Source organism: Asticcacaulis sp. SL142 (assembly GCF_026625745.1).
In the GTDB taxonomy this organism is placed as follows: Bacteria; Pseudomonadota; Alphaproteobacteria; order Caulobacterales; family Caulobacteraceae; genus Asticcacaulis.
Window position 1 is genome coordinate 176,015 of sequence record NZ_CP113061.1, and the last position, 18,521, is coordinate 194,535.

The following is an 18,521-nucleotide window of genomic DNA, read 5'->3' on the forward strand; positions in this document are numbered from 1 at the left end:
GATTTTTAAGGATAGTTGATGGCATCGGCTGCTGAACAACTTGCTGCGAATATGAATTTCGGCGCCTTTGCCAAGGCGACCGAACTTCACAAGCGTCTTCTTTTCACGCTGGGCGCGCTGATTATCTGCCGTCTGGGCACCTATATACCCGTTCCCGGCATTGATATGGCCGCGTTTGACCGCGCCTTTTCGGGGCAGTCTCAGGGTATTTTGGGCATGTTCAACATGTTCTCCGGCGGAGCCGTGGAACGTATGGCTGTATTCGCCCTGAACATCATGCCGTACATTTCCGCGTCGATCATTGTGCAACTCATGGGCTCGATCTACGGCCCGTGGGAAAAGCTGCGCAAGGAAGGCGGCGAGGCGGGCCGCAAGCAACTTAACCAGTACACCCGTTATCTGACGCTCGTTCTGGCCATCGTTCAGTCGTTCTCGATCGCCGCAGGTATGCAGGCGTCGGGGCTGGCGCTCAATCCGGGGCCATTCTTCCTGATTTCGACCGTGACGACGCTTACCGGCGGCACCATGTTCCTGATGTGGCTGGGTGAGCAGATCACCGCGCGCGGCGTCGGGAACGGCTCGTCTATGATCATCTTTACCGGCATTGTCGCGGTTCTGCCGTCAACTATTGCCCAGCTTCTGGCGCTCGCCAAGGAAGGCCAGATTGCGCCGCTGGTGTTGCTGCTGGTCGTTCTGGTGCTAATTGCCACCATCGTCTTTATCGTGTTCATGGAACGCGCCCAACGCCGTCTGCTGGTGCAATACCCTAAACGTCAGGTCGGTAACCGTATCATGGGCGGCGATACCTCGTTCATGCCGCTTAAGGTCAATACCGCCGGTGTTATTCCGCCGATTTTTGCCTCGTCGCTGTTGCTGCTGCCGACCACGATCCTGCAATTTGCCGGTTCTAACCCGGATGCCATGCCAACGTGGCTGGGCTGGTTGCCGTCGCTTACGACGCAACTGACCCACGGCCAGCCGCTGTTCATGGCCATCTATGCCGCTCTGATCATCTTCTTCTGTTTCCTTTACACCTCGCTGGTGTTCAATCCGGATGAAACGGCTGAGAATCTGCGTAAATACGGCGGCTTCCTGCCGGGTATCCGTCCGGGCAAGCGCACGGCTGAGTATCTCGATTTCGTTCTGACGCGCATTACCGTGATTGGTGCGGCCTATATCACCATCGTCTGTTTGCTGCCGGAACTGTTGATCTCCAGCCTTGGCAACAGCTTTTACTTTGGCGGTACGTCGATCCTGATCGTGGTGTCGGTAACCATGGATACGGTTGCCCAGATCCAGTCGCATCTTCTGGCCCATCAGTATGATGGCCTGATCAAAAAATCGAAAATGAAAGGCGGAGCGCCAAGACTCCGCGGGGGAGCCCGATGAATATAATACTTTTCGGGCCGCCTGCGGCCGGTAAAGGCACTCAGGCCAAGCGTCTGGTGGTGGCACGTAACATGGTGCAACTGTCGACCGGTGACATGCTGAGGGCCGCTATTGCTGCCGAAAGCGAACTGGGCCTCAAGGTCAAGGATATTCTGGCCAGCGGCGGCTATGTGGCTGATGAGATCGTCATCGCCCTGATCCGTGAGCGCTTGCCAGAGGCCGAAGCTGCCGGTGGGGCGATCTTTGATGGCTTTCCGCGCACTGTGGCCCAGGCCGAGGCGCTGGACACCATGCTGGCCGAGCGTGGTACCCAGATCGATAAGGTCGTGCGCCTGAATGTCGATGAAGCAGCACTTATTGACCGGATCGAGACGCGCTTTGCCGAGCAGGGCCGTAGCGACGATAACCCGCAAGTTTATAAGGAGCGTCTGGCAAAATATAATGCCGAGACCGCCCCGCTTTTGCCCTTCTATGCCGCGCAAGGCAAACTTGCTGAGGTTGAGGGCATGGGCTCAATGGAAGAGGTCGCCGCCCGTATCGAAGCGGCCCTTGCTTAACAGATTTCCTTTCAGGCTCCCTTAGAAGGCCTGAGAGACTTAAATGCCGGTTTTGAATTTTCACCCCAAAGCCGGTTCTACAATTAAGACAAAAGATGCTGGCCCCGCTTTTTCACCTCTGGGCTTAAGTCTTAGTCTGCAACTTCGCCGTCCAGATCGCTTAAGGCGTTAAACCTTAAGGTTTTGGGCAAAAAACCATTGACGGATGATGATTCCTTATTATAAGGGGTCGCTTCCGCGAAAATAACACGCGTATTCTTTTGGGCTGGCCTTTACAACAGGCACGCTTAAAGGCATACGTGTCGCCTTTCGTTTTTTGGCGCGCCGTAAGGTTGTGCCCCGAGGAGAATTAGACGTGGCCCGTATTGCAGGCGTCAATATACCGACAAACAAGCGCGTCCTTATCGCGCTCCAATATATCCATGGCATTGGCCCGCAAAAGGCTAAGGAAATCGTGGAAAAAGTGGGCATTGAAGATGCCCGTCGTGTCAATTCGCTGTCTGACGCCGAAGTGCTGCAGATCCGTGAAACCATCGACCGTGACTATCTGGTCGAAGGCGATTTGCGTCGCGAAGTCTCGATGAATATCAAGCGCCTGATGGACCTGGCCTGCTACCGCGGCCTGCGTCACCGTAAGGGCCTCCCGGTGCGTGGCCAACGCACTCACACAAATGCGCGTACGCGCAAAGGTCCGGCGAAACCTATCGCTGGCAAGAAGAAGTAATCGGGACCGCTGAGCAATGGCTAAGGAACCTACACGCGTTAAAAAGCGCGAACGTAAAAACATCACCTCGGGCGTGGCACATGTCAACGCTTCGTTCAACAACACCATGATCACCATCACGGACGCGCAGGGCAATGCGATTTCGTGGTCGTCGGCTGGCCACATGGGTTTTAAGGGTTCGCGTAAATCGACCCCTTACGCCGCTCAGGTTGCCGCTGAAGACGCAGGCCGTAAGGCTATGGAACATGGCGTCAAGACGCTGGAAGTCAGCGTTGCCGGTCCGGGTTCGGGCCGTGAATCGGCTCTGCGCGCCCTGCAGGCGGTGGGCTTCACGATCACGACTATCCGTGACGTCACCCCGATCCCGCATAACGGCTGCCGTCCGCCGAAGCGTCGTCGCGTTTAATTTCGTCTAATTCTATTTAACAGCCGCCGTTTCGTTTGATCGCGAAGCGGCGGCCTTTCCCACAATTTGAGGGACGCAATGATCGAAAGAAACTGGCAACAGCTAATTCGTCCCGAGAAGCCCCAGATCGAGTCCGGCGTGGATTCTACGCGCAAGATGCGTCTGGTCGCGGAGCCGCTGGAGCGCGGTTTCGGGGTAACTCTCGGTAACGCTTTGAGACGTGTTCTCCTGTCTTCGTTGCAGGGTGCGGCTGTTACGGCTGTGCAGATCGATGGTGTCGTTCACGAGTTTTCATCTATCGAAGGCGTACGTGAAGATGTCGTGGATATCATCCTCAACATCAAGCAACTGGCGCTGCGTATGCACGCCGAAGGCCCCAAGCGCATGGTGCTTCGCGCATCAGGTGCAGGCCCGGTAACCGCCGGTCAGATTGATGTCCCGGCCGATATCGAAGTTCTGAACCCGGATCACATTATCTGTACGCTGGATGAAGGCGCCTCCGTGCGTATGGAATTCACCGTCCAGACCGGCAAGGGCTATGTCCCGGCTGACCGTTTGCGTCCGGAAGATGCCCCGATTGGCCTGATCGCCGTCGATGCGCTTTATTCGCCGGTCAAGAAGGTGGCTTACCGCGTCGAGCCGACCCGTCAGGGCCAGTCGCTCGATTACGATAAGCTGGTGATGGAAGTTGAAACCAACGCCGCGGTGACCCCGATCGATGCTGTGGCGTTTGCTGCGCGTATCCTTCAGGACCAACTGCAAATCTTCATCACCTTTGAAGAGCCTAAGCCAGCCGTCGTCGAAGAAGGCAAGCCTGAGCTGCCGTTTAACCCGGCTCTGCTCAAGAAGGTCGACGAGCTGGAGCTTTCGGTCCGTTCGGCGAACTGCCTGAAGAACGACAACATCGTCTATATCGGTGACCTGATCCAGAAGACGGAATCGGAAATGCTCCGTACCCCGAACTTTGGTCGTAAGTCGCTGAATGAGATCAAGGAAGTTCTGTCGTCCATGAGCCTTAACCTGGGCATGGACGTGCCGAACTGGCCGCCTGAAAACGTTGAAGATCTGGCCAAGAAGTTCGAAGACCAGATCTAAGGCACTCAACAAAAAGTCCTTCGGCCCTGAAGCGTTGTTCTAACGCTTCGCTCTTTGAGAACTGGCCTCAGTGTACTTTTTGTTGTATGGCAAGAATGAGAAAGCCAAGTACGGGCAAAGCCCTGCTTGGCTTTCCCTTTTTATGAGAGGGCAATTCTGTGAATTGCCGGATCACTTATCGGGAAAGACCAAAACCTTGTCCCGGTAATTTCGACCCGTTTCGGGTCGACGCTTATGACGGGCAGGGGCCATTCGGGTTTCTTTGCCTTTAGATCATGGGCTCGTTTTTGGGAGGTCGGACAGGCTGCGTGCCGCCGGTCTTTTGGAGATTTTATTATGCGTCACGGTTCAGGCCACCGCAAACTCGGTCGCACCAGCGCCCACCGTACGGCAATGTTTGCCAACATGGCGGCGTCGATCATCAAGCACGAACAAATCACCACCACCCTGCCGAAGGCCAAGGAACTGCGTCCCTTCGTCGAAAAGCTGGTGACGCTGGCCAAGTCGGGCACCCTGCACGACCGCCGTATCGCCATCTCGCGCGTCCGTGACGTCGCTCAGGTCGGCAAGCTGTTCGAAGTGCTTGGCCCGCGTTACAAAGACCGCAACGGCGGCTACATCCGCATCATGAAGGCTGGCTTCCGCCACGGCGACAACGCCGCTATGGCCATCATCGAATTCGTCGAGCGTGACGAAAGCGAAAAGGGCAAGGATTCCGGCACGGTGCTGTCGGTTGAGACCGAAGAGGCCTAAAAACCTCTCCTGCCGATGCAGATTACCTAAAAAGGCTTCCCGCTATGGCGGGGAGCTTTTTTATGTTTGCGGGTGCGTAAAAATCGGGCAGGGGCACATTAGACGTCTTACACAGCAGACATTCGACGGTGTGCGGCGCGTGATATTTATCACATAATTATTTATTACTGCTTAGTTAACGCGCCTGTGATCGTCCGCATAAGGACTGTGACTTCCCCTGTCGTGGTTTATACCCTACGCTTCAGGTGAAGATTAAGACCACGGGGTCAGGTCTTCTACCTTACATCACCCATTTTCAGGAGGTTGCTATGTCCAATGACGTACAAAGCCATGCGTACACCCCTGCTACAGGCGCACCGATCCTTTCGGAAGCGCTGCTGAGTGAAACTCTTTTCGGTCATGATGTGCCCGAGCTTAATGAAGCGTCTGATATGGACGTTCTGGATCGCATCCGCACCTGCGACTAAGCCAACACGATAGACATATCAAAAGCCTCCGCATTAGCGGGGGCCTTTTTTGTGGGCCGCTGCCGTCTCCCCCTTGTCACCGCTCTGACGCATCTTTTATGTAGTCTGTTGTGATCGTTGGGTTAAGCCGGGTGTTCTATGCGTAAACAGATTTTGGGGGCCATCGCCCTGATCATGATGGGCTTGGGGGCTTGCGTTTCCAAGCCGCAGGCGCCTGTGGTGCCCGTTGAGGCGGTCAGTGAAAAACCAGCCCCGCTGATCCTGATTTCCATTGATGGCTTTCGGGCCGACTATCTGGATCGTGGCATAGCCCCCAATCTCAAAGCCTTGGCCGATAGTGGCGCGCGTGCGACCATGCGCCCCAGTTTCCCCAGCCTGACCTTTCCCAATCACTATACGTTGGTCACCGGCCTGCGGCCTGACCATCACGGTATTATCGGCAATACCATGCGCGATCCGCGTAAGCCGGAGGTGACGTTCCGGCTGTCCAACCGCGAGGCGGTCATTGATCGCTTCTGGTGGGATGATGGCAAACCGTTCTGGGTCAGCGCGCAGGCGCGCGGCCTTAAGGTCGCGGCTATGTTTTGGCCTGGCTCTGAAGCCGATATCCGTGGTGTGCGACCGACATACTGGATGACCTATGATGAGGAGATGCCGCACCCGGCGCGCGTGGCGCAGGTACTCAACTGGCTGGATATGCCGACCGCTGAACGGCCCGATGCTATCACGCTCTATTACTCGACCGTCGATCACGAAGGCCATGACTCTGGCCCCGACAGCCCGCAGGTTAATGCCGCTCTGGCTGATGTCGATCAATCGGTGGGGCAACTTATCGATGGTCTGAAATCGAGAGGCATCACCGCCAATATCGTCATCGTGTCGGATCACGGCATGGCCAAACACCAACCCGAAACCTTTGTCCGCATCGCCGATATACTACCGAATGACAGCTATGATCTGGTGGCGGGCGGGCAGGTGGTGCTGCTTGACCCCAAGCCCGGTCATGAGGCTGAGGTGAACCGGATTCTGATCCGCAATAAACCACCGCACATGACCTGTTGGCGCAAAGGCAAGATCCCGGCCCGCTACCATTTCGGGAAACACATCAGGGTGCGCACGATCGTCTGCATGGCTGATGTCGGCGGCTATATCGTGGCCCCCTCCCGCGACGGCTGGATGCCCAAACCAGAGGGTGGCAGTCACGGCTATGACCCCTATGATCAGCACATGCAAGCCGTGTTTATCGCCAGCGGACCTGCGTTTAAATCCGGCGTGCGATTGAAAACCTTCGATAATGTTAATGTCTATGGCTTGATCATGGAACTGCTTGACCTTAAGCCCGAACCCTATGACGGCACGACGCGGCCGTTTAAGCCCGCGCTGAACAAATGATATCCGGCTTTTTTCAGGCGTCATGCGGCCTTGATAGCGCCGCAAAGACCTCTACATAATTGGATGACTATTCCTTTTGTGAGCCTGACTGAACCCATGACGACATCCTTACGCAAAGCTGCCTCCATTATCGCCCTGACTATGGCCGGTTTGATGAGCGCCTGTTCCGGCCAGACCGAACCGCAGGATAATTACGAGGGTTCGGGGTTTCATCAGCAACCGCTCGGCACACCCAATCGTAAAGTGCCTGACAGCGCCATCGGCATGAAGTCGTCCTTTGCGCCGGTCGTGCGCGATACAGCGCCCGCGGTCGTCAATGTCTATGCCAAGCGCGTCACCCGCCGTCAGGTCGATCCGTTCTGGCAGATGTTCGGCGGCGTCAATCCGCGTCCGCAGGTCGAGCAGTCTCTCGGTTCGGGTGTGATCGTGCGCGGCGACGGCGTGGTCGTGACCAATAACCACGTCGTTCAGGGCGGGCAGGAGTTCATGGTCGTGCTCAATGACCGGCGTGAGTTTCCGGCCAAGCTGCTGCTGGCTGATGAACGCACGGATTTGGCTGTGCTTCAGCTTGAGACAAGCGGCGAAAAGTTCACCACGCTCAATCTGGATGACGGTCGCGATCTGGAGGTCGGTGATCTGGTGCTGGCGATCGGCAACCCATTTGGGGTCGGCCAGACGGTGACTAATGGCATTATTTCAGCCCTTGACCGCACCGATGTCGGGCCGGGTGAGGGGGCTTTCATTCAAACCGACGCCGCCATCAATCCTGGCAATTCCGGCGGGGCGCTGGTCGATATGGACGGCGACCTGATCGGCATCAACAGCTTTATTCTGTCACGCTCAGGCTCATCGGCGGGGGTTGGGTTTGCCATTCCGTCGGCCATGGTGCGTCGGGTGGTTGATACGGCGCTGGGTGGGAAATCCACGCTGGTTAGGCCATGGCTGGGCGCCAAGGGCGATGCGGTGACCTCTGATATTGCCCGTTCGATGAATCTGCCGCGCCCTGAAGGCGTGCTGGTCAGCGATATCTATAAGGGCAGTCCGGCCGATCAGGCCGGTTTGCGCACCGGCGATGTCATCACCGCGGTCGATGGTCAGGCGGTCAATGACGCCCGCGCCATCGCCTACCGGATGAGTGTACGCAACCCCGGTGAGACGGCGCAACTGGGCATTATCCGTGACGGCAAACCGCAATCGGTTAAGGTCAAGGTGCAACCGCCCATCGCCACACCCGCCAAGGATGAGCGCCTGATCAAGGCCAATACCCCGCTGCTGGGGGCCAAGGTTGTCAATATGTCGCCCGCCGTGGCCGAAGAAGCGGGCATCGATATCTTTGCCGCCCCGCGCGGGGTGCTGGTATACGGGATTGAATCGAACCGCGCCTATGCGGCCCGCGCCGGTTTCCGCCCCGGCGACATCATTAAGGATGTCAACGGCACGCCGATTACGTCGGCTGCGCAGTTAGAGCAGATACTCAACACCCGTCCGGCGGTGTGGAAAATCAGCATCATCCGGCAGGGGCAGACAATGACCGCCCAATTCAGGTCATAAGTTTATACCTTCCTGAGTGCTTTGCGTTCCGGGAGCCGCGACCGTTTACGGTCGGGTTGTGGGGGACTTTTTAAACATTAGGCAAGTCTATGAGCGTAGCCTGTCGAAAGCAGCAGGGTGTCCTCATGATTACCATTTTTCACCGGACGGGCGAACGGATAGCGGAAACACAGCAAAAGGCCGATCAGAATGTACCGGACGATCCCGTATGGATCGATCTGATCCAGCCTAGCGAAGAAGAACTGTGGCGCTTGCCACAGTACCTCAATATTGCCCTACCGTCGCGGGAAGAAACCTGGCGCGATCATGCCCTGAACCGCATGTATACGCGTGATGGCACTGCCTATATGACGGCCACTTTGCTAGACGATGATGAAGCGCGTAGCTGCGGTACGATTACGTTAATTCTTACACCCGACTTTCTTATTACCCTGCGCGATATTGATGCGCCTGTCTTCTTGCAGCTTCAGGAACGCCTGCTTTTATCCCCCAAGAACTTTCAGACCAGTACGGATGTGCTGATGGCGCTGGTGGAAACGCTCATTCTACGTACCGCAGCCCATGCCGAAGAGGTGATTAACGGCCTTGATAGCCTTTCAGGCCGTATCTTTTCTGATCATGGTTTCGAAGGCGAAAAACGCACGCCTTCGGAGATTATGCATGAGGTGCTCAAGGCGCTCGGCTTCTATGCCGACCTCAATTCGCGCATCCACGAAAGCACCCAGAGCCTGCACCGCCTTTGCACCTACCTTGTCAATACCCTGCCACAGGGAAACGCCCATGTTCGCGCTCTGAAAGCTCTGGGCTCTGACGCATTTTCCGTCACCGAGCAATCTGCCTTTCTGTCAGGCAAGATCAGCTTCCAGCTCGACGCCGCTCTGGGTATGATTAATGTCGAGCAGAATCAAATATCCAAGATATTTTCGACCACAGCGGTATTCTTCCTGCCACCGGCACTGGTCGCCGGTGTTTATGGCATGAATTTCGACCACATGCCTGAACTGCACTGGGTGATCGGGTATCCGTTGGCGTTGGGGTTGATGGGTGTGGCGGTGCTGGTGCCTTACTGGGTCTTTCGGCGCCGGGGCTGGCTATGACCGCCCAGTTTAGGGCGTAAACTATACCTCCCTGAAATCTCTGATTTCAGGGAGGTATTTTAGTTCTCGATCACTATCGGGGTGATTTTTAGCGCCGTGATCTGGTTGCGCTGGCGGCGCAGGATCTGGAACTTGCGGTCAAAAAAGATGAAGGTCTGACCGGGCTGAGGGATGGTGCGGGCCTCATAGATCACAAGGCCCGCGATAGTTACCGCATCATCATCGGGCAGATCCCAGTCCATAAAGCGGTTCAGATCGCGGATCGGTACATCACCATCAACAATCAACGACCCATCGGCCTGCTTACGGATGCCGGTCTGGGCGGTGTCATGTTCATCTTCGATATCACCGACGATTTCCTCTAAGATGTCCTCCAGCGTCACCATGCCCTGCAGCGCGCCGTATTCATCGACCACCAGCGCAAAGTGCTGCTTTTGCTTTAGAAACGCGTTCAACTGGCTTTTGAGGTTGGTGGTGTCGGGGATAAACCACGGCTCACGCGTTATGGCGTCAATATCGAGGCTTAAGACATCGCCTCTGGCCTTGGTGATGGCGGCGAACAGGTCGCGGGCATGGAGGACGCCGACGATGTTTTCCTGGTTGTCGCGATAAAGCGGGATGCGGGTATGGCCGATTTTAAGCGCCTCATCGATGATGCGCTCAATGCCAAGGTCGGCGTCAATCATGAATATCTGCTTGCGGTGAACCATGATCTGGCTGACATCAAGCTCAGACAGATCCAGCACCCCGCGGAACATGTTGCGGTCGCGCTTTTCGACTGAGCCTTCGTCGTGGTGATATTCGATGGCCCCGCGGATTTCCTGATGGGCGGCCAGAACGTCGGTTTCCATCGACATATTGACGCCGAACAATTTCAGGGTTTTTCGCACAAACCACTGCACGGCCTGCACGACGGGGCCGAAGATATAGACGGCCCACAAAACCATCCGCGACATACCGCGCGCCACATCATCGGGCTTGGTGATCGCCAGGGTCTTAGGCAGGACTTCCCCGAACACCAGAATAAGCACGGTCATGACGCCGGTGGAGATAGCAATACCCATGGCGCCGGGGAACATGGCTGCCAGCACCGAGGTCGTCAGCGCCGACGCGCCGATATTGATTAGGTTGTTGCCCAGCAATATGGCCCCGATCATCTTTTCCTGATCGGTCAGAAGGCGGTTGACCCGCTTGGCGGCCTTATCGCCGTCGCGCTCAAGCTGATGCATCCGTCCGCGTGAGGCTGCCGTCATGGAGGTTTCCCCCGCCGAAAACAGCGCCGACACAAACAGTAGCCCAATTAGGATTGGGGCGAGGACGAGCAGGGTGGCGATCATGCGTCTAGGCGGGCCAGCGCGCCCTCAGTCAGCAGGAAGTCATAAATATCGGCGGTGGGAACGTCTTTAGCCACGAACGCCTCACCGATGGCGCGGGCCAGTACGAACACCAGTTTGCCGCCTTCGGCTTTTTTGTCGTGGCCCATGTGTTCGATCAGTCGATCCGCATCAAATGGCGCGTTGCGAATTTCAGCAATCGTGGTCGGCAGGCCGGACTGCGCAATGGCGGCGACGGCGCGGTCGGCATCGGTTTTTGAACACAGCCCCGCACGCGCAGAATAACGGAAAGCCATGGCCATACCGATCGCCACCGCTTCACCGTGCAGCAGGGTATCGCCAAAGCCAACCTCGGCCTCCAGCGCATGGCCAAAGGTGTGACCGAGGTTGAGCAAGGCGCGCTTGCCGCCTTCGCGCTCATCGGCGGCGACGATTTCGGCTTTCATTTCGACCGAACGGGCGACGGCATATTTGATGGCGTCGATTTCGAGCGCCAACACCTTCTGATCATTGACCTCAAGCCATTCAAAGAAGGCCTTATCCCCCAGCAGACCGTATTTGATGACTTCGGCATAGCCGCACTTGATTTCCCGCGCGGGCAGGGTCGCCAGCACATCGAGGTCGCACAGGACTTTGCGCGGCTGATGGAACGCGCCGATCAGGTTTTTGCCGCGCGGGTGGTCGATGGCCGTCTTGCCGCCGACGCTGGAATCGACCTGCGCCAGAACGGTCGTAGGTATCTGGATGAAATCGATGCCGCGCATATAGATGCTGGCCGCAAAGCCGGTCAGGTCGCCGATCACCCCGCCGCCCAGGGCTACCACCACGTCCTTGCGATCAAGGCCCGCATCGACAAACGCATCGGTGACGGTCTCAAGCCCTTCCCAGGACTTGGTCTGCTCACCGGCAGGCACGACGGTCTTATAGGTTTTAAAACCCACCGCCTCAAATTGCGCGACGACGCCATCGGCATGGAGCCCATCGACATTGGCGTCACAGACGATCAGCACGCGCTTATTTTTCAGGTAGGGGCCGACATGGCTGACCACATCACCGACCAGTCCGGTATCGACCAGAACGTCATAGGGGGTGAAAGCGCCGCCGGCGACAGGGATTGTGGTCATTTATGGGTATCCAGATAGGTTTTGAGGGCCTCAAGCACCAGATCAACGCTTTTGGCATGGGACTGATCGCCGGTTTCGACCGTCAGATGAGCCTCGGCATAATAGGGGTAGCGGTTGGTTTCATGTTCGCGCAAGACGTCCATCGGGTCGCGATCCTTGAGCAGCGGGCGGTGGGGTTTATTGGCTACCCGCCGCGCCAGCACCTTAAGGTCGGTCTTGAGCCAGACCACAATCGCCTTGTCTTTTAAGGCCGCGCGGGTCTGGGCGTGCATGAACGCGCCTCCGCCGGTCGCCAGTACCTGCGGGCCTTCGTCAATCAGGCGCAGGATGACGCGGTGTTCGCCGTCGCGGAAATTGGCCTCACCTAAACTTGCGAAAATATTGGCAATAGACTGGCCCGCCGCCTTTTCAATTTCTTCATCGGCATCGCGAAAGGGCAGGCTGAAATGGTCGGCCAGACGCCGCCCGACCGTGGTTTTGCCCACCCCCATTAAGCCGACCAGAACCAGGGGCTTGGGCAGGTCAAAACGCGGACGCACGTAATCGGTTATGTCGGACGGCCCGGTCATGGGCGGCACGGTTGAAAAAAACAGCTCATGTTGATAGGGTTTACAGTATATTCATGGGTATTTTCCAGTGTTTATGCTGAACCGCCCGCAAAGGGATGTGGGAGAGTGTGATGGCGCGTGATCCGGTAAAGCAGTTTTTGCAAATGATGGCGGTGGAGCGCAATGCGTCCAAACGCACGCTGGAGGCCTACGGGCAGGACTTAAGCGACCTTGAGGCGTTTGCAGGCAATGACTTGCTGGCCTTGGGCGAGGCCGCTCTGGCGCGGTTTTTCGAGCATCTGGATGCGCTGGGCCTAACCGGGGCAACCCTGCAAAGAAAGCGCTCGGCCATCCGGCAGTTTTACCGGTTCTGTGTCGGTGAGAGTTTTATTCTGGCCGACCCCAGCCGCAAAATACCGGCGGCGAAAAAGGCCCAAACCCTGCCCAAAATCATCAGCCGGGACGAGGTCGAATCACTGATTTCGGCTGCCGAACTGAAAGGCCCGCATCATGCGTTGAGGCTGAAATGCCTGATTGAGATCGCCTATGCGTCGGGGATGCGGGTGTCTGAGATTGTCTCCCTGCCGCTGGATGCGGTCATGAAAGACCCGGCCTATCTGATCATTAAGGGCAAGGGCGGGGTGGAGCGGCTGGTGCCGCTTAATCCGTCAGCGCGGGTGGCGATCAAGGATTATCTGGGGGTGCGCGAGCTGTTTCTGGCCAAGGGTGATAGGGGAAACAGCTTTCTGTTTGCCTCACGGGGCGGCGATGGTTACCTGACGCGCCGCCGGGTCGGGCAATTGCTGGATGAAGCCGCCACAAATGCAGGTATTGATCCGGCGCGGGTGTCACCGCACGTTCTGCGCCATGCCTTTGCAACCCATCTGCTCGAAGGTGGCGCGGATTTGCGGGTGGTGCAGACCCTGCTTGGTCATGCGGATATTTCGACAACCCAGATATACACCCATGTCGCCGGTGAGCGCCTGCGTGAGGTGGTGGAAACCCATCATCCGTTGGCCCTCAAAAAGCGCAGCGTTAGGGCGGAGTAACAATGCGGAAAGCGCTAAAATTTCTCCTCCCTACGCAGTGGGGAGGTGCCGAGTTTACGAGGCGGAGGGGTATTTGCGTCGTACAACAAGCTACCCCTCCGTCGGTCTCGCTACGCTTGCCGCCACCTCCCCACTGCGTAGGGAGGAGATGGGCGTCATTTTTCGGCTTTTCCGAATGATCGCTTGCTGTATAAGGCCAGACTTTATAATTTGCTCGCCTTAAGCGGTGTTGTGGGATTCCTTTGATGCGTCATTATCTCGAATTCGAGCGTCCGATTGCTGATCTCGAAGCCAAGATCGAAGAACTGTCCAGCCTGTCCGAAAGCGGCGGCACGGACATGGTGCCGGAACTGGATGCCCTGCGTCTCCGCGCCCATGTGATGCGCAAAGAAGCCTATTCAAAGCTGGAGCCCTGGCAGAAGACGCAGGTCGCCCGCCATCCTGAGCGTCCGCACTTTGTTGATTATATTTCCGGGCTGATCGAGGATTTCGTCGAACTGCGCGGTGACCGTAAATTCGGCGATGATCAGGCGATTATCGGCGGTCTGGGCCGGTTCCGCGGTCAAAGCGTGGTCGTTATGGGCCATGAAAAAGGCCACGACACCACCACGCGGCTCAAGCACAATTTCGGCATGGCCCGCCCCGAAGGCTACCGTAAGGCCGTGCGTCTGATGGATATGGCCGAACAGTTTGGCTTACCTGTCCTGACGTTTGTGGACACCGCAGGCGCCTATCCCGGTATCGGCGCCGAAGAGCGCGGTCAGGCCGAAGCCATTGCCCGCTCGACCGAGCGCAGCCTGACCCTGAAAGTGCCGATGATCACGACAGTGACCGGCGAAGGCGGCTCCGGCGGGGCTATTGCCATCGCCGCCGGCAACCGCGTGCTGATTCTGGAGCACTCGATCTATTCGGTGATTTCACCCGAAGGGGCGGCCTCGATCCTGTGGAAAGACGGTGCGCGCGCTCAGGATGCTGCCGACCGCATGAAGATCACGGCACCTGACCTGCTGAAATTCGGGATTGTTGACCGCATTATCGAAGAACCGGCCGGTGGCGCCCATTCCGATCCGGAACTGATGATCCGCACGGTCGGTAATGTGCTGGAAGAGGAGCTGAAAGCCCTCAATTTCCTCAACGCCGAGGAACTGGTCGCCCAACGCGCCGAACGGTTTTATGCTATCGGCAAGATCGGGCTGGAATAGACGTACATGAAATCAGGCGGGGGGCTGAAACGATTTAAGAGGCTGACCACGACCGCCAGATTTGTAACGTGGATCAATATCTTATCGACCACGGTATTTTGCGCATTTCTTATCGTACTTATCGTCCGGCCATTCTCTGATAATTTGCAGATGTGGTATGAAGACAATATGGCTACAGTTGCCATGGGGGTCGGAATCGCGGCTGTAAACCAAGTCGTTTTCTTCGTAATCTCTGGGTTTATCAACCTTTTGTGGATGTCTCGCGCGCTGAAGAATGCTCGCGACATGTCCTCTGCTGTGCGCACACACAGCTTTGAGTTTGTAAGCAGTTTTTTCATCCCGATCCTGAGTCTTTACCGGCCTTTCTATATTATGCAGGCGATAAACCGTGCCAGCCAGGCGGGTGAGCTAGAATTGGGGGCTCCCCTGATCTTATGGTGGTGGATATGTAACCTTGGCGCTGGGGTTTTAGCCTTGGCGCTTGTTGGGCTGGTGACGTTGGGGGCAGACGGTATGTCCGCGACCTATAGTCTAATGACCGTGGCTTATATGGGGACTCTGTTGCCTATGCTGCTTGCCAGCATATTTTTCACAAAAGTTATGGGGCACATCTGTCGTTTACAGCTTGCCACTGACACAGAGATAGTCGAGCAGTTCTAGCTAGTCTGTCGCGGGCGTCATGGCGGCCTTCGGATACTTATCGAGTTGCACCTGATGCGGGTAGGGGAAGACGATCCCTTCGGCGTCAAAACCCTTCTTGATCATCAGATAAAGATCGGTTTCCGTCTGGAAATAATCCCCCGCCTGCACCCAGGTCTGAAGACTAATGGTCACGGATGAGTCCGCAAAACCGCGCACCCCCGTCCACGTCACCGGGGCTTCGAGGGTTTTGGGGTGGCTTTCCGCGATGGTTTTCAGAACCTTAAGCGCGTGATCAAGGTCGGTGTCGTAATCGACGCCGATCATCATCTCGATCCGGCGGGTGCCGTTGTGGGTGAAGTTGGTGATCTGGTCGCTGATGATTTTGGAATTGGGGATATTGATGCGCAGATTGTTGGCATCCACTAACTCCGTAGTGAACAGCCCCAGCCGGTACACCGTACCCGATATATCATTGATGCGCACGACATCGCCGATGACATAGGGCTTGATGACCAGCAGCATGATGCCGGACGCGACATTGCTTAACGTGCCTTGCAGGGCCAGACCAATCGCCAGTGACGCCGCGCCCAGAACCGCGATGATCGAGGTCGTCTGCACCCCAAGCTGCGACAGGATCGCCACGATGCCGATGACCATGATCAGCCAGTTGACGACCTGAGAGAAAAACTCAGGCAGGGTCCGGTCGGCCGGATTATGCGACAGTCGGCGCGCCATCTTGCGCACCATGCCTGACAGCCAGCCTGAGATAATCAGCGTGACCGTCAGGATCAGCACGACCGCAATGACTTTGCCAATGATCGTGTCGGCGTTGGCGGTCAGGCCCTGAATTTGCTTTTCGGCGTGCGCGGAATATTGCCCGACGAACGCTTCCATGGCCTTGAAATCAAATATCATCTGAACCTCTGGTCTTTGGTTAGGGTAATTAAAGACCAAATTTGTGACAGGGTGAACCCTTAAATGGCAGATTTGGGCTTACGCCGGTCTTTAAAGAACGCTTTCAGCAGGTCGCGGCTGTCATCCGACAGCACCCCTGCGCGCACATCTGGCCGCCAGTGGCAGGTCGGCTGTTCAAAGAACCGGCCACCGTATTCAACCCCGCCGCCCTTGGGATCGGGGGCACCGTATATCACCCGGCCTATGCGGGCATGGGAAATGGCACCTGCGCACATGGCGCATGGCTCCAGCGTCACATAGAGCCACAAATCGGTCAGGCGATAATTGCCGACAATCTGTCCTGCGGCTCTTAATGCCAGAATTTCAGCATGGGCGGTGGCATCATGGGTCGATATCGGTGCATTTGATACAGTTGTTAGCACCTTTTGACTTGACGGATCGTAGATTAAAGCGCCTATCGGCACCTCACCGGCAAGGCCCGCTTTGCGTGCTGCGTCCAATGCCAGTGCCATCAGGGTTTCGTCCGTATGATCCATAGGCTCTTACAGACGATCCGCTGACCAATTTCAAGGACCTAAGTGGTTTAGGCCCTCACTCTTAGAAAGATAGCGACCATGGTCGATGACCAAAACACGCCCGAAAACTCAAATGAAGTACCTGCCGACGCTCCCGTTGAACTGAGTGATGACGCCCGTAACGCCGCGCGTGAGGAAAAGCGCGATAATTTCCGTAAAGCCGCCTTCCTCAAAAAACATGACGCTAAAAAAGCGGGTGACAAAAAGGGTGCTGCCGCCGCCCATTCGGGTGAGCGTATCGCCAAGGTTCTGGCCCGTGCCGGCATTGCCTCGCGCCGCGAAGTTGAGCGCCTGATTGGTCTGGGCAAGATCAAGGTCAATGGCCGCATCCTCGATACACCGGCCACCCTGATTAAACCTGACGATCAGGTCACCGTCGACGGTAAACCGGTCGGTAAGGCCGAGCCCACGCGCGTGTGGCGCTACCATAAGCCGGTCGGCCTGGTGACCACCCATTCTGACCCCCAAGACCGCCCGACTGTGTTTGCCAACCTGCCCGAAGGTTTGCCACGGGTGATTTCGGTTGGCCGCCTCGATCTGAATTCCGAAGGCCTTTTGCTGCTGACTAATGATGGCGGTCTGGCGCGTGCGCTGGAATTGCCATCATCGGGTTGGATTCGCACCTACCGCGTCCGCGCTTTGGGGCGCACGACGCAGGAGCGTCTGGATCGCCTGAAGGACGGCCTGACCGTTGAGGGCGTGCACTATGGCTCGATGGATGCCAAGCTTGATAAGGCGCAGGAAAAGGCCGATGGCCGCGCCAATCTGTGGCTGACGGTATCGCTGACCGAAGGCAAGAACCGCGAAGTCCGTAAGGTGCTTGAAGCGATCGGGTTGAAGGTCAACCGCCTGATCCGCTTGGCCTATGGCCCGTTCCAGTTGGGTGATCTACCGACCGGAGAGGCTGAGGAAATCGGCCCGCGCGTGATCCGCGAAATGCTGAGTGGCGTGGTGCCGCTCAATAATCTGCCGCTGGAAGGCGCGTCCCAGACCGCCGATGCGCCGCGCCGTGGCCGCGATGACGCCCGCTCTGACGGACGTTCTGATGGTCGGCGCGGTGGCGGCGATCGTTTCAGCGACAAACGCGGCTTTGGGGATAAGCCGGCTTTTGGCGACCGCAAATCCTTTGGTGACAAGAAGCCATTCGGAGATAAACCACGCGGCGACAATGCTGGCTGGCGTCCGAAGTTCACGGATGACCGCGATTTCAAAGAACGCGATTTCGACCATCGCCCGCGCTTTGAAGGCGACGGCGATGCCAAAGACCGCAATCCGCGCCCGGAATTTTCGGATCGCCCACGCCGCGATTTTGGCGATAAACCACGCTTTGATAAACCCAGATTCGACAAACCCAGAGGGGAGGGCGCGGGGACTGAACGTCCGCGCTTCGACAAACCGCGGGAAGGTTTCTCCGCGCGGGGTGATCGCCCTGACCGTAGCGGATTTGGCGACAAGCCGCGGTTTGATAAACCCAGATTTGATAAACCCAGATTTGATAGACTCGCCGGTGATCGTCCGGAGCGTGGCGGTTTTGGTGACAAACCTCGTGGCGACTTCAAACCGCGTGGTGACCGTCCTGATCGTGGCGGTTTCGGGGACAAACCGCGTGGTGATTTCAAGCCTCGTGGCGACCGTCCTGCTGGTGGTGGGTTCGGTGACAAACCTCGTGGCGATTTCAAACCTCGCGGTGAACGTCCTGCT

At 57.0% G+C, this 18,521-nt stretch carries 18 protein-coding genes and 1 pseudogene; 14 read left to right on the forward strand and 5 right to left on the reverse strand.

Going from position 1 to position 18,521, the window contains the following annotated elements; genetic code table 11:
* Positions 1 to 18: 18 nt before the first annotated feature.
* The 10 genes from secY to OVA03_RS00820 all read left to right on the forward strand — a co-directional run bounded on the left by secY (position 19) and on the right by OVA03_RS00820 (position 9,431).
* On the forward strand, positions 19 to 1,389 hold the full coding sequence (gene secY / locus OVA03_RS00775; protein WP_267526333.1) for a preprotein translocase subunit SecY: 1,371 nt from the start codon (positions 19 to 21) through the stop codon (positions 1,387 to 1,389).
* Positions 1,386 to 1,946 carry an adenylate kinase gene (locus OVA03_RS00780; RefSeq protein WP_267526334.1) on the forward strand — a complete coding sequence of 187 codons (561 nt, stop codon included), beginning with the start codon at positions 1,386 to 1,388 and terminating at the stop codon, positions 1,944 to 1,946. The genes secY and OVA03_RS00780 overlap by 4 nt, the downstream gene beginning before the upstream one ends.
* A 355-nt stretch (positions 1,947 to 2,301) precedes the next feature.
* Complete coding sequence (gene rpsM, locus OVA03_RS00785; protein ID WP_189488242.1) at positions 2,302 to 2,670, forward strand: 30S ribosomal protein S13; 369 nt, start codon at positions 2,302 to 2,304, stop codon at positions 2,668 to 2,670.
* Between the two features lie 16 nt (positions 2,671 to 2,686).
* The gene (gene rpsK, locus OVA03_RS00790) at positions 2,687 to 3,076 is read left to right on the forward strand and encodes a 30S ribosomal protein S11 (protein ID WP_189488244.1); all 390 of its coding nucleotides are present in this window, start codon (positions 2,687 to 2,689) and stop codon (positions 3,074 to 3,076) included.
* A 78-nt stretch (positions 3,077 to 3,154) separates the two neighbouring features.
* Positions 3,155 to 4,171, forward strand: a complete 1,017-nt coding sequence (locus OVA03_RS00795) for a DNA-directed RNA polymerase subunit alpha (RefSeq protein ID WP_267526335.1) — start codon at positions 3,155 to 3,157, stop codon at positions 4,169 to 4,171.
* A gap of 336 nt (positions 4,172 to 4,507) precedes the next feature.
* Complete coding sequence (gene rplQ, locus OVA03_RS00800; RefSeq protein ID WP_267526336.1) at positions 4,508 to 4,924, forward strand: 50S ribosomal protein L17; 417 nt, start codon at positions 4,508 to 4,510, stop codon at positions 4,922 to 4,924.
* A 308-nt stretch (positions 4,925 to 5,232) separates the two neighbouring features.
* Positions 5,233 to 5,391 (forward strand): hypothetical protein, encoded by a 159-nt coding sequence (locus tag OVA03_RS00805; RefSeq protein ID WP_267526337.1) that lies wholly within the window; start codon positions 5,233 to 5,235, stop codon positions 5,389 to 5,391.
* A 138-nt stretch (positions 5,392 to 5,529) separates the two neighbouring features.
* Complete coding sequence (locus tag OVA03_RS00810; RefSeq protein ID WP_267526338.1) at positions 5,530 to 6,783, forward strand: ectonucleotide pyrophosphatase/phosphodiesterase; 1,254 nt, start codon at positions 5,530 to 5,532, stop codon at positions 6,781 to 6,783.
* A gap of 63 nt (positions 6,784 to 6,846) precedes the next feature.
* On the forward strand, positions 6,847 to 8,334 hold the full coding sequence (locus tag OVA03_RS00815) for a Do family serine endopeptidase (RefSeq protein WP_267526339.1): 1,488 nt from the start codon (positions 6,847 to 6,849) through the stop codon (positions 8,332 to 8,334).
* 125 nt (positions 8,335 to 8,459) lie between these two features.
* Positions 8,460 to 9,431 carry a magnesium transporter CorA family protein gene (locus OVA03_RS00820; RefSeq protein WP_267526340.1) on the forward strand — a complete coding sequence of 324 codons (972 nt, stop codon included), beginning with the start codon at positions 8,460 to 8,462 and terminating at the stop codon, positions 9,429 to 9,431.
* A gap of 59 nt (positions 9,432 to 9,490) precedes the next feature.
* On the opposite strand, the gene OVA03_RS00825 is transcribed toward OVA03_RS00820, so the two are convergent.
* From OVA03_RS00825 to OVA03_RS00835, 3 genes are read right to left on the reverse strand one after another with little or no spacing between them, the layout of a single operon-like run.
* Positions 9,491 to 10,768 (reverse strand): HlyC/CorC family transporter, encoded by a 1,278-nt coding sequence (locus tag OVA03_RS00825; RefSeq protein ID WP_267526341.1) that lies wholly within the window; start codon positions 10,766 to 10,768, stop codon positions 9,491 to 9,493.
* Positions 10,765 to 11,889 (reverse strand): 3-dehydroquinate synthase, encoded by a 1,125-nt coding sequence (gene aroB / locus OVA03_RS00830; RefSeq protein WP_267526342.1) that lies wholly within the window; start codon positions 11,887 to 11,889, stop codon positions 10,765 to 10,767. The genes OVA03_RS00825 and aroB overlap by 4 nt, the downstream gene beginning before the upstream one ends.
* Complete coding sequence (locus OVA03_RS00835) at positions 11,886 to 12,458, reverse strand: shikimate kinase (protein ID WP_267526343.1); 573 nt, start codon at positions 12,456 to 12,458, stop codon at positions 11,886 to 11,888. The genes aroB and OVA03_RS00835 overlap by 4 nt, the downstream gene beginning before the upstream one ends.
* A gap of 110 nt (positions 12,459 to 12,568) precedes the next feature.
* On the opposite strand from OVA03_RS00835, the gene OVA03_RS00840 reads away from it, so the two are divergent.
* The 3 genes from OVA03_RS00840 (at position 12,569) to OVA03_RS00850 (ending at position 15,348) form a co-directional block, all read left to right on the forward strand.
* Positions 12,569 to 13,486: a tyrosine recombinase gene (locus OVA03_RS00840; RefSeq protein WP_267526344.1), complete on the forward strand. Its 918-nt coding sequence runs from the start codon at positions 12,569 to 12,571 to the stop codon at positions 13,484 to 13,486.
* A gap of 242 nt (positions 13,487 to 13,728) precedes the next feature.
* Complete coding sequence (locus OVA03_RS00845; protein WP_267526345.1) at positions 13,729 to 14,688, forward strand: acetyl-CoA carboxylase carboxyltransferase subunit alpha; 960 nt, start codon at positions 13,729 to 13,731, stop codon at positions 14,686 to 14,688.
* A 6-nt stretch (positions 14,689 to 14,694) separates the two neighbouring features.
* Positions 14,695 to 15,348 carry a DUF4328 domain-containing protein gene (locus tag OVA03_RS00850; protein ID WP_267526346.1) on the forward strand — a complete coding sequence of 218 codons (654 nt, stop codon included), beginning with the start codon at positions 14,695 to 14,697 and terminating at the stop codon, positions 15,346 to 15,348.
* Here the strand turns inward: OVA03_RS00850 and OVA03_RS00855 are convergent, their stop codons facing one another.
* Positions 15,349 to 16,245 (reverse strand): mechanosensitive ion channel family protein, encoded by an 897-nt coding sequence (locus OVA03_RS00855; protein WP_267526347.1) that lies wholly within the window; start codon positions 16,243 to 16,245, stop codon positions 15,349 to 15,351.
* 59 nt (positions 16,246 to 16,304) lie between these two features.
* Complete coding sequence (locus OVA03_RS00860) at positions 16,305 to 16,781, reverse strand: nucleoside deaminase (protein WP_267526348.1); 477 nt, start codon at positions 16,779 to 16,781, stop codon at positions 16,305 to 16,307.
* 78 nt (positions 16,782 to 16,859) lie between these two features.
* Between OVA03_RS00860 and OVA03_RS17015 the strand changes: the two are divergent.
* Positions 16,860 to 17,888: pseudogene (locus OVA03_RS17015) on the forward strand (pseudouridine synthase); the annotation flags it as partial.
* Between the last annotated feature and the right edge of the window lie 633 nt (positions 17,889 to 18,521).

What these genes read in the sequence shown, in the direction of transcription:
- OVA03_RS00810 (WP_267526338.1), top strand. Translation starts at nt 5,530, where the DNA reads ATGCGTAAACAGATTTTGGGGGCCATCGCCCTGATCATGATGGGCTTG.
- OVA03_RS00815 (WP_267526339.1), top strand. Translation starts at nt 6,847, where the DNA reads ATGACTATTCCTTTTGTGAGCCTGACTGAACCCATGACGACATCCTTA.
- OVA03_RS00820 (WP_267526340.1), top strand. Translation starts at nt 8,460, where the DNA reads ATGATTACCATTTTTCACCGGACGGGCGAACGGATAGCGGAAACACAG.
- OVA03_RS00795 (WP_267526335.1), top strand. Translation starts at nt 3,155, where the DNA reads ATGATCGAAAGAAACTGGCAACAGCTAATTCGTCCCGAGAAGCCCCAG.
- aroB (WP_267526342.1), bottom strand. Translation starts at nt 11,889, where the DNA reads ATGACCACAATCCCTGTCGCCGGCGGCGCTTTCACCCCCTATGACGTT.
- OVA03_RS00840 (WP_267526344.1), top strand. Translation starts at nt 12,569, where the DNA reads ATGGCGCGTGATCCGGTAAAGCAGTTTTTGCAAATGATGGCGGTGGAG.
- OVA03_RS00860 (WP_267526348.1), bottom strand. Translation starts at nt 16,781, where the DNA reads ATGGATCATACGGACGAAACCCTGATGGCACTGGCATTGGACGCAGCA.
- rplQ (WP_267526336.1), top strand. Translation starts at nt 4,508, where the DNA reads ATGCGTCACGGTTCAGGCCACCGCAAACTCGGTCGCACCAGCGCCCAC.
- OVA03_RS00855 (WP_267526347.1), bottom strand. Translation starts at nt 16,245, where the DNA reads ATGATATTTGATTTCAAGGCCATGGAAGCGTTCGTCGGGCAATATTCC.
- OVA03_RS00825 (WP_267526341.1), bottom strand. Translation starts at nt 10,768, where the DNA reads ATGATCGCCACCCTGCTCGTCCTCGCCCCAATCCTAATTGGGCTACTG.
- OVA03_RS00780 (WP_267526334.1), top strand. Translation starts at nt 1,386, where the DNA reads ATGAATATAATACTTTTCGGGCCGCCTGCGGCCGGTAAAGGCACTCAG.
- OVA03_RS00835 (WP_267526343.1), bottom strand. Translation starts at nt 12,458, where the DNA reads ATGACCGGGCCGTCCGACATAACCGATTACGTGCGTCCGCGTTTTGAC.
- rpsK (WP_189488244.1), top strand. Translation starts at nt 2,687, where the DNA reads ATGGCTAAGGAACCTACACGCGTTAAAAAGCGCGAACGTAAAAACATC.
- secY (WP_267526333.1), top strand. Translation starts at nt 19, where the DNA reads ATGGCATCGGCTGCTGAACAACTTGCTGCGAATATGAATTTCGGCGCC.
- OVA03_RS00805 (WP_267526337.1), top strand. Translation starts at nt 5,233, where the DNA reads ATGTCCAATGACGTACAAAGCCATGCGTACACCCCTGCTACAGGCGCA.
- OVA03_RS00850 (WP_267526346.1), top strand. Translation starts at nt 14,695, where the DNA reads ATGAAATCAGGCGGGGGGCTGAAACGATTTAAGAGGCTGACCACGACC.